This is a genomic window from Gordonia sp. NPDC003585 (genome assembly GCF_040610755.1).
Taxonomy (GTDB): domain Bacteria; phylum Actinomycetota; class Actinomycetes; order Mycobacteriales; family Mycobacteriaceae; genus Gordonia.
Genome location: NZ_JBEXMX010000197.1, coordinates 1 through 1,293, shown reverse-complemented (window position 1 = coordinate 1,293; position 1,293 = coordinate 1). Strand labels below are relative to the sequence as shown.

Annotated in this window: 1 protein-coding gene; it reads right to left on the bottom strand. The window is 63.8% G+C overall.

Annotated elements, in window-relative coordinates; genetic code table 11:
* A partial coding sequence (locus ABZW74_RS24585) for an ISL3 family transposase (RefSeq protein WP_355280128.1) occupies window positions 1-1,244 on the bottom strand: 1,244 nt, incomplete at its 3' end.
* Window positions 1,245-1,293: the final 49 nt, after the last annotated feature.

Genomic DNA, 1,293 nt, shown 5'->3' with positions numbered 1-1,293 from the left:
GTGTGGGTGTGGTATGGGAGTTCGAGGGTGACCGGTCCGCAGGCGAGCAGGATCATGGCGAGTGCGTTTTCGGCGGTGCGGAATCCGTAGGCTCGGCGGGTGATCAATCGGACTTTGGTGTTGAGTCCTTCGTGGGTTCCGTTGGTCAATCCGCGGTCCACGGCAGCGGCGATGCCCTCGAGGTGTGCGCGGATGGTGGTGCCTACTCTGACGAACTCTTTGATGCGGCAGCGCTGGGCCCAGCCGCACCATTTGCCGAGCATGTCGATCACCTCAGCGTTGTCGAGGTCACCGGCAAATACTGCCCGTAATGCTTCTTTGAGGTCGTAGGCACGCGCGAGGGCACCACCGCCGCGTTTGAGTTCCTCGAGTGTGGATCTCTGTGTGTCGGTGAGGTTTTCGGGGTTCTTGAGCAGCGCCCACCGGGCACCTTTGTAGTTGCGGGCTATCTGTTTGTCCGACAGGGTCCGCGCGAGTTGCCACTGTTGGCGGCGGACGGTGTCGAGTGCTTTGGTGGCCAGCTGGACCACGTGGAAAGGATCGAAACAGATCGCCGCCTGCGGGGCGTGGGCGCGTACCGGTTTGCGGTAGGCCAGGCCCAGATCCATCGAGACCGACTCGATCTGGGCGGCCGCGCCCTCGGGCAAGGCGTCGGTGAAAAACCTGTCGAACGCCGCGGCATCCTTGCCCGTGGTGCCCCACACGATCTTGCCGGTGTCGTGATCAGAGACCAGTGTGAGGAACTTGTAGTGCTTGCGCCAGGAGATCTCGTCGACGCCGATGTCGACCAGACCGGTGAAGCGCTCCGGAGTGAGTTTGTCCGCGGCGATGCGCCCACACATCGCACCCACAGTGCGCCAGGTGATGCGACAGAACGTCGCTGTGGTGGTCTTGTCGCACTTGGTGGCCAGCCACACCACGAGGTCCTCGAAGTCGCGGGTGAACCCCGATCCCGGACGGGCGAAATCGACCGCCTCGGCGTGCACACCATGCTCGGGACACCGCAGCCGGCGCCGCCGCACCGTGAGCATGCAGATACGTCCGCCCAGGTCCAGATGCCGCCACGAGGAATCCGCATCGCGCGTGTCATAGCGGTGAGCAGTGGTGTACGAGCAGTACGGGCACTGGGCCAGACGACGCCGCAACCGCACCGCCACCACCACCCGGTCATCGGTGATCTCCACATCGCGCACCGTGATACTCGGCAGGCACAGCAGACGGTTCAGTAGGGTTGTAGCGCGCACGGGTCAGCTCCCAAGGTTGGTTGTGTAGGAGCTTTCAACCCTACGAGCG